Raw genomic sequence first — 8071 nt, 5'->3', positions numbered from 1 at the left:
GGCTTCGCCCAGCTGGTGGTGACGGTCCGCCGAGCCCTCCTCTGACCAGCAGACACTGGTAGCTCGAGGGCTGGTCGGCCAGCGTCGGTGCGGGCCCGTGCGTGCAAGCGACAAGTGGTAGCTCACCCACCTCTCCGGGGCTGGTCGGGTGGGTGGGCTACCACTTTGGCTCTCCCGCGGTCGGCGTGGCGCGAGGCGCCGGACCATACGACGGGCGCTGACCGACTTCATCTACCGCGGCGTCGGCGGGCCGAACCAGGCCGGCAGCTGATCGGTCAGCTCCCGCTGGTCCTCGCCGACCCAGGCCACGTGGCCGTCGGGCCGCAGCAGCGCCGCCGGCACGTCGACCTCTTCACTGACGTCGGCGACGAGGTCGACCCGGTCCGCCCAGCCCTCGACGGAGAGCTTGCCGGTCTGATCGAGCAGCAGCCCACGACCGCCGCGCATCAGCTCGTAGAGCCGCCCCCGCTTCAGCGGCACATCCCGCAGCCGCCGGCCGAGCAGCCGATGCCCCTCGCCGAAGTCGTACCGGACCCCGATCCCCGCCTGCTTCTCGGCCAGGTAGCGGTTCGCGTCCTCGAAATCCATCAGCTCCGACAGCAGCCGCCGCACCGCCTGGGCACCCGGCTCATGGGAGATCAGCTCCGCCACCGCGCGGGTGGTGTTCAGCACGTCGTCCGCCACCGGGTGCCGCTCGCCGTGATAGCTCTCCAGCAGCCCGTCCGGCGCCCATCCGGCCACCTCGGCGGCCAGCTTCCAGCCCAGGTTGAACGCCTCCTGGATGCCGAGGTTGAGACCCTGCCCGCCGGTCGGCGGGTGGACGTGCGCCGCGTCGCCGGCCAGCAGCACCCGGCCCACGCGGAACCGCTCGGCCAGCCGGGTGGCGTTGCCGAAGCGGGACTGCCAGGTCGGTGAGTGCACGCCGAAGTCGGAGCCGGCGAACTTGCGCAGTTGCTGCTTGAGCTCGTCGAGGCTCGGCGGGACGGCGCGGTCGCCGGCCACCCCCTCGGCGGGCGTGACGACGCGGAACACGCCGTCGCCCTGAGGTCCGGCGCCGAACCCGAGCACCGTCTTGCGTACCTCGGTCATCGCGGCGATGAACGTGTCCGCCGGAACGTCCACCCGCACGTCGAACAGCAGCCACTCGGCCGTGGCGGGCTCGCCGGGGAAGCCGACGCCGGTCAGCTTCCGCACGACGCTGCGGCCGCCGTCGCAGCCGGCCAGATAGCGCGCCTGGAGCCGGGTGCCGTCGGCCAGCTCGGCCGTCACCCCGTCGTCGTCCGGGATCAGACCGGTGAGCTCGCTGCCGCGCCGGATCTCGGTGCCGAGCTCGACGGCATGCTCGGTGAGCACGCGCTCGGTGAGTGCCTGCGGGATGCCGAAGCCGTACGCGTGCGCGGTGTCCAGCCGGTCCGGCACCGGCTTCTGAATCCCGGCGAAACCGAAGACCGGGTACTTCTGGCCCAGCGGCAGGAGCCGCTCCAGCAGGCCGCGCTGGTCCATCACTTCCAGGGTACGAATGCCCAGGCCGAGTGCACCGGGCCGAGCGACCGGCTCGTCCTCCTTCTCGAGCACGAGCACGTGCACGCCGTGCAGCCGCAGCTCGGCGGCCAGCATCAATCCGGTCGGTCCGCCGCCGGCAATGATCACGTCGATCATGAAAACCCCCGTCAGGTTTGGCTTCGGCCGCCGATTCTGCGCCTCACCCCGGGTCTTGCCGCAAGGCCCCCTTTGCGGTATATGTTAATAGTGGCAGGGAGTAGATGACTCCTTGCCTTTCTTTTTGGTCGATCGCGCCTCTGCGTACTGCAGGCCTCGCGGGCCGGATCTGCCGGGTGTCCGCTCGGCCGGTATCTATTGAGGATCCCAGGTGCAAGACTTCGAATTCGCACTCAGGCCGACGGGATCGGCTGGCTGTCGAATTTGAGGTGGGTGGAGTGGCCGGTTCCCGGATCCAGGCGGCGGAACGACCGATTGGCGATATCTTCAGCGACGCGTACCGCTTCGCCATCCCGGGTTATCAGCGGCCATACGCGTGGACAACGGATCAAGCCGGAGAGATGCTGGACGACCTGGTCACGGCTGCGCGCTGCGAGCACAAGCTGGAGAACTCCGATCCCTACTTCCTGGGGAGCGTAGTTCTCGTCAAAGAAGAGGGAAAGGCCGAGGCCGAGGTCGTTGATGGACAGCAGCGGCTCACGACCTTGATGACCTTGCTGAGTGTCCTGAGGCAGTTTCTGCCCGAGACGTACGTGAGCTCGCTCAACAAGCGCATCTACCAGCAGGGTGACCCCATCAAGGGCACGTTGGACCAGCCCCGATTAACGCTTCGGGACAAGGACCACCCATTCCTGGAGAAGCAGATACTGGACCGGGACGGCATCGACCGTATCGACTCGGTGGCCGTTGCCGCGCTGACCGACAGCCAACGCAACCTTGTCACGAACGCTCAGCTCTTCCGCCGACGACTCAGCGCTCTCACGGAGGAAGAGTGCCGGCGGCTGGTGATGTTCATAGACCGGTACACGTATCTCGTCGTGGTCTCCACTCAGGATTTCGACTCCGCATACCGGATCTTTACCGTCTTGAACGAACGAGGGCTAAGCCTCACCCACAGTGACATTCTGAAGTCGGAGATCATCGGCCAGATACCCGTCGCGAAGCAGGACGCTTACACCGCAGTCTGGGAGAGCGAAGAAGAAGATCTGGGTCGGCAGGACTTCGCCGATCTCTTCGGGCACATCCGAATGGTCTACTCGAAAACGAAGTTGCGCGCGACCATCCTCCGAGAGTTCCGTGCCTCCGTGCTGTCTCGAGTGTCGGATCCCCAAGACTTCATCAACCACGTCCTGGTGCCCTACTCCGACGCTTTCGAGTCCGTCCGCGACGGAACATTCGTGGCAGACCACGGCGCCGATCAGATCAACGACGTACTGCGCGCGCTCAACCTGCTGGACAACACCGACTGGATTCCGCCCGCAATCAGCTACCTCAGCCGGCACGGCGGTAGTCCGTCGGCGGTACTGACCTTCATCAGAGATCTCGACCGTCTGGCTGCGAGCATGCACATCCGCCGGATGGATGTGTCCCAGCGCATCGAGCGGTACGGTCGCGTGCTCGCGGAGATCGAGCGAGGGGCTGATCTGTCTCGAACGGATGGACCGCTTCAACTCGACGAACTGGAGCGGGCGCTTACCGCTGACCTACTCGACGGGGAGATCTATACCGTTACCCGGCTCCGGAAGTACGTCATGCTGAGGCTGGACAGCACTCTGTCCTCCGGTGGCGCGAACTACGACCATCCCGTGATCACGGTCGAGCACGTGCTTCCGCAACACCCAAAGGCGGGCAGCCGATGGCTCGAGCAGTTCAGTCCAGCGGAACACGCCTATTGGGTGCACCGCATGGCGAATCTCGTTCTCCTGACCCGCCAGAAGAACGCGGAGGCCAGTAATCGTGAGTTCGAGGCCAAGAAGACCGGATATTTCACCGGTCGGTCCGGCACTTCTCCTTTTCCGTTGACGTCCCAAGTGCTTCACGAGCCGCTGTGGACGCCTGCTGTTCTGGCGCGACGTCAGCAGGAACTTCTGACGCATCTCCGAGTCCTCTGGCGCCTCTGACCTTGTCAGAGCTTGCCGCGTAACGCCTTGCGGTAATCGGTGTTGAGGCGGCCGATCAGGTTGAGCGGGATGCCCTTCGGGCAGGCCGTGGTGCACTCGCCCGCATTCGTGCAGCCACCGAACCCCGCCGCGTCCTGCGCCTCGATCATGTCGATCACCCGGGTGGCCCGCTCCGGCTGGCCCTGCGGCAGCAGCCCGAGGTGCGACACCTTCGCCGCGGTGAAGAGCATGCTCGAGCCGTTCGGGCAGGCCGCCACGCAGGCGCCGCAGCCGATGCAGGTGGCCGCCTCGAAGGCCAGGTCGGCGTCCGCCTTCGCCACCGGGGTCGCGTGCGCGTCCGGCGCCGTGCCGGTCGGCGCGGTGATGTAGCCGCCGGCCTGGATGATCGAGTCGAACGAGCTGCGGTCGACCACCAGATCCTTGATCACCGGGAACGCCCGCGCCCGCCACGGCTCGACGTCGATGGTGTCGCCGTCCTTGAAGTGTCGCATGTGGAGCTGACAGGTGGTGGTGGCCCGCTCCGGGCCGTGCGCCACCCCGTTGATCATCATGCCGCACATGCCGCAGATGCCCTCGCGGCAGTCGTGGTCGAAGGCGATCGGGTCGTCGCCGTCGAGGATCAGCTTCTCGTTGAGGACGTCGAGCATCTCGAGAAAGCTGGCGTCGGGGGAGATGTCCTTGACGTCGTAGCTGACCATGCGGCCCTTGTCCTCGGCAGAGGACTGGCGCCAGACGCGAACTTCGATATCCATTACTTGTAGCTCCGGGTGCTGGGGTGGACGTACTCGAAGTCGAGCTGTTCCTTGTGCAGTGTCGGAACCGGGCCGAACTCCCAGGCGGCGACGTAGCTGAACTCGTCGTCGTGCCGGAGTGCCTCGCCGTCGTCGGTCTGGCTCTCGGCGCGGAAGTGCCCGCCCGCCGACTCGCGCCGGTGCAACGCGTCGATGCACATCAGCTCGGCCAGCTCGAAGAAGTCCGCGACCCGGCCCGCCTTCTCCAGGTTCTGGTTGAGCTCCTCGCCGGTGCCGGGCACCTTCACCCGGGTCCAGAACTCGTCGCGCAGCCCGCGGATCAGCCCGATCGCCTTGGTCAGGCCCTCTTCGGTGCGTTCCATGCCGCAGTACTCCCACATGATGTGGCCGAGTTCGCGGTGGAAGGAGTCGACGGTCCGGTCGCCGTCGACCGACAGCAACCTCTCCAGCCGGCTCTCCACCGCCGCACGTGCCTCGGCCACGGCGGGGCTGGCGGAGATGTCGGGGAAGGGCCCGGCGGCCAGGTAGTTGTTGATCGTGTTGGGGAGGACGAAGTAGCCGTCCGCCAGGCCCTGCATCAGCGCGGAGGCGCCGAGCCGGTTGGCGCCGTGGTCGGAGAAGTTCGCCTCACCGATCACGAAGAGACCCGGGATCGTGGACTGCAGGTCGTAGTCGACCCACAGGCCGCCCATCGTGTAGTGCACGGCGGGATAGATGCGCATGGGTACGACGTACGGATCCTCGCCGGTGATCCGCTGGTACATCTCGAACAGGTTGCCGTACTTGGCCTCCACGCTCTCGCGGCCCAGCCGCCGGATGGCGTCCGCGAAGTCCAGGTAGACACCGAGCCCGCCCGGCCCGACCCCGCGACCTTCATCGCACACGTTCTTGGCGGCACGCGAGGCGATGTCGCGGGGGACCAGGTTGCCGAAGGACGGGTAGATCCGCTCGAGGTAGTAGTCGCGCTCGTCCTCACCGATGTCGCCCGGAGCCCGCTGGTCGTCCTTCCGCAGCGGCACCCAGACCCGGCCGTCGTTGCGGAGCGACTCGCTCATCAGCGTGAGCTTCGACTGGTGCGTGCCCGACTCGGGGATGCACGTCGGGTGGATCTGCGTGTAGCACGGGTTCGCGAACAGCGCGCCCTTGCGATGCGCCCGCCAGGTCGCCGTGACGTTGCAGCCCTTGGCGTTGGTGGACAGGAAGAACACGTTGCCGTACCCGCCGGAGGCCAGCACCACCGCGTCGGCGAGGTCGGTCGTGATCTCACCGGTGACCAGGTCGCGCACCACGATCCCGCGGGCCCGCCCATCGACCACGATCAGCTCGAGCATCTCGTGCCGCGCGTGCATCTCGATGTTGCCGGCCGCGATCTGCCGTTCCATCGCCTGGTACGCCCCGAGCAGCAGCTGCTGGCCGGTCTGCCCGCGCGCGTAGAAGGTCCGCGACACCTGCGTGCCGCCGAACGACCGGTTGTCCAGCAGCCCGCCGTACTCGCGGGCGAACGGCACGCCCTGCGCCACGCACTGGTCGATGATGTTCACCGACACCTGCGCCAGCCGGTACACGTTGGACTCCCGCGCCCGGAAGTCGCCGCCCTTCACCGTGTCGTAGAACAGCCGGTAGATCGAGTCGCCGTCGTTGCGGTAGTTCTTCGCCGCGTTGATCCCGCCCTGCGCGGCGATCGAGTGCGCCCGCCGCGGCGAGTCCTGGTAGCAGTACGACCGCACGCGATATCCGGCCTCGGCCAGCGTCGCCGCCGCCGACCCGCCGGCCAGCCCGGTGCCGACCACGATCACCGTCAGCTTGCGGCGGTTCGCGGGGTTGACCAGCTTGGCGTCGAAGCGCCGCCGCTCCCACCGCGTCTCGATCGGGCCGTCCGGCGCGGCGGTGTCGCGGATCGGCTCGCCGGTTTCCCAGAGTTCCATGTCACTTCACCAATCCGGTCAGGACGGCGAACGGCACCGAGAGGTAGCCGATCACGAGGATGAGGGAGAGCGCGAGCGCCGCGCGGCGGGCGCGCTGCTCGCCGCGGGGCGACTGCTGGCCCAGCGTGCGGGCCGCGCTGAAGATGCCGTGCCGCAGGTGCAGGCCGACGGCCACCACCGCGAGCGTGTAGAAGAGGGTCACGTACCAGCGGTCGGGCGCGAAGTCGGCGACCACATTGGCGTGTGGGTGGGCCTTGTCGCCGATCGGGTTCAGCGTGCCGGTCGTCAGGTCGAGGATGTGGTAGATCACGAAGAGCAGCACGATCACGCCGCCCCAGCGCATCGTCCGCGCGGCGTAGCTGCCCTGCACCTTGGGGCGGTGCGCGTACCGGACGGGTCTGGCTTTTCGAGCGCGGCGCGCGAGAATCGTCGCGGCCGCGACGTGCCCGATCAGGGCGACCGTCAGCCCGGCGCGCTGGATCCACAGGTACCAGGTCTCCGGCAGCAGCGGCGCGCCCAGCCCGCGCAGCCAGTGCGCGTAGTGATCGAAGGACTCGGCGCCCACGAAGATCTTCAGGTTGCCGGCCATGTGCGCGAAGAGGAACGCGACCAGCAGCAGGCCGGTCACCGCCATAAGGATCTTGAGCGAGACCGTGCTGCGGGCCGGGCTCGTCTTCGGCCTGTCCAGAACTACCACGACTCGGACGTTATGCAGTCGCCGACGATTCGTCTAATGCATGCTGTGCAGAGTCTTCATAGACGTAAGCTATGGACATGCAGCTGCAGCAACTCCGGTACTTCTTGGCGGTCGTTGAAACCCGGCATTTCACCCAAGCGGCCGAGGCGGTCGGTGTGGCTCAGCCGACACTGAGTAAGCAGATTCACACGCTCGAAGCTTCGCTCGGGGCGCCGCTCTTCGACCGGGAACGCGGGTCGGTGACCCTCACCGTGGCCGGGGAGGCGCTGCTGCCGATGGCCCAGCGGATGGTCGCCGATGCGGACGCCGCGATGGTCGCGGTGGGTGACATCGCCGGGCTGCGCCGGGGGGAGGTGCGGCTGGGCGCGACGCCCAGCCTGTGTTCGTCGCTGGTGCCGGCCGTTCTGCGTACGTTTCGCGGCGCCCACCCCGGCATCCGCCTGCACGTGAGCGAGGGCGGCTCGTCCGACCTCAGCGCCGACCTGCTCGACCACCGGCTCGACCTGGCCCTGATCGTCCGGCCCGAGCAGGGCGTCGACCCGGCCCTCGACGCGCTGCCGATCCTCGCCGAGAACCTGGTCATCGCGTCCGACGCCGCCGGGCCGCCGCCGACCATCTCGCCGCACTTCGAGCTCACCCAGCTCGCGCACACGCCGCTGGTGATGTTCCGGGCCGGCTACGACCTGCGCGACGTGACCCTGGAGGCGTTGCGGCAGGCGGGCATCACGCCGCGCTTCGCGGTCGAGGGCGGCGAGATGGACGCGGTGCTGGCCTTCGTCGAGGCAGGGCTGGGCGTGGCGGTGGTGCCGAGCATCGTGCTGGCGAACCGGCCGCTGCTGCGGGCGACGCCGCTGGCCGCGCCGGGTCTGCGCCGGACCATCGCGCTGGCGCATCGCCGGCGATCGGTGCTGCCACACGCGGCGGCGGCGTTGCGGTCGCAGATCCTCGCGCACATCACAGTGGAGGGCGCCCTCCCGGAGGGCGTCACGGTGCTCTGAGCACCCGCCCCTGTCGGGCCTCGCGGTGCAGGTGGTCGATCAGGGCGCGCACCGCGGGCCGCCGCTCCCGCCCGGCCGG

Annotated in this window: 6 protein-coding genes; 2 read left to right on the top strand and 4 right to left on the bottom strand. The window is 68.1% G+C overall.

Features of this window, described 5'->3' with window-relative positions:
• Positions 1 to 231: 231 nt before the first annotated feature.
• Positions 232 to 1659: a rifampin monooxygenase gene (gene rox, locus AB0M20_RS16535; RefSeq protein WP_364298877.1), complete on the bottom strand. Its 1428-nt coding sequence runs from the start codon at positions 1657 to 1659 to the stop codon at positions 232 to 234.
• A gap of 278 nt (positions 1660 to 1937) precedes the next feature.
• Between rox and AB0M20_RS16530 the strand changes: the two genes are divergently transcribed.
• Positions 1938 to 3620, top strand: a complete 1683-nt coding sequence (locus AB0M20_RS16530) for a DUF262 domain-containing HNH endonuclease family protein (protein WP_364298875.1) — start codon at positions 1938 to 1940, stop codon at positions 3618 to 3620.
• Positions 3621 to 3625: 5 nt separating this feature from the next.
• On the opposite strand, the gene AB0M20_RS16525 is transcribed toward AB0M20_RS16530, so the two are convergent.
• From AB0M20_RS16525 to AB0M20_RS16515, 3 genes are read right to left on the bottom strand one after another with little or no spacing between them, the layout of a single operon-like run.
• On the bottom strand, positions 3626 to 4372 hold the full coding sequence (locus tag AB0M20_RS16525; RefSeq protein ID WP_364298873.1) for a succinate dehydrogenase/fumarate reductase iron-sulfur subunit: 747 nt from the start codon (positions 4370 to 4372) through the stop codon (positions 3626 to 3628).
• The gene (locus AB0M20_RS16520) at positions 4372 to 6297 is read right to left on the bottom strand and encodes a fumarate reductase/succinate dehydrogenase flavoprotein subunit (RefSeq protein WP_364298871.1); all 1926 of its coding nucleotides are present in this window, start codon (positions 6295 to 6297) and stop codon (positions 4372 to 4374) included. Before AB0M20_RS16520 ends, AB0M20_RS16525 begins: the two co-directional genes overlap by 1 nt.
• Position 6298: 1 nt before the next feature.
• The gene (locus tag AB0M20_RS16515; protein ID WP_364298879.1) at positions 6299 to 6985 is read right to left on the bottom strand and encodes a succinate dehydrogenase cytochrome b subunit; all 687 of its coding nucleotides are present in this window, start codon (positions 6983 to 6985) and stop codon (positions 6299 to 6301) included.
• Between the two features lie 80 nt (positions 6986 to 7065).
• Here AB0M20_RS16515 and AB0M20_RS16510 point away from each other — a divergent pair, with 80 nt between their 5' ends.
• Complete coding sequence (locus AB0M20_RS16510; protein WP_364298870.1) at positions 7066 to 7992, top strand: LysR substrate-binding domain-containing protein; 927 nt, start codon at positions 7066 to 7068, stop codon at positions 7990 to 7992.
• Positions 7993 to 8071: the final 79 nt, after the last annotated feature.

It is taken from the genome of Actinoplanes sp. NPDC051633 (assembly GCF_040681735.1).
In the GTDB taxonomy this organism is placed as follows: domain Bacteria; phylum Actinomycetota; class Actinomycetes; order Mycobacteriales; family Micromonosporaceae; genus Actinoplanes.
The sequence above is the reverse complement of the archived record's forward strand: the minus strand, read 5'-3'. Positions and strand labels throughout refer to the sequence as shown.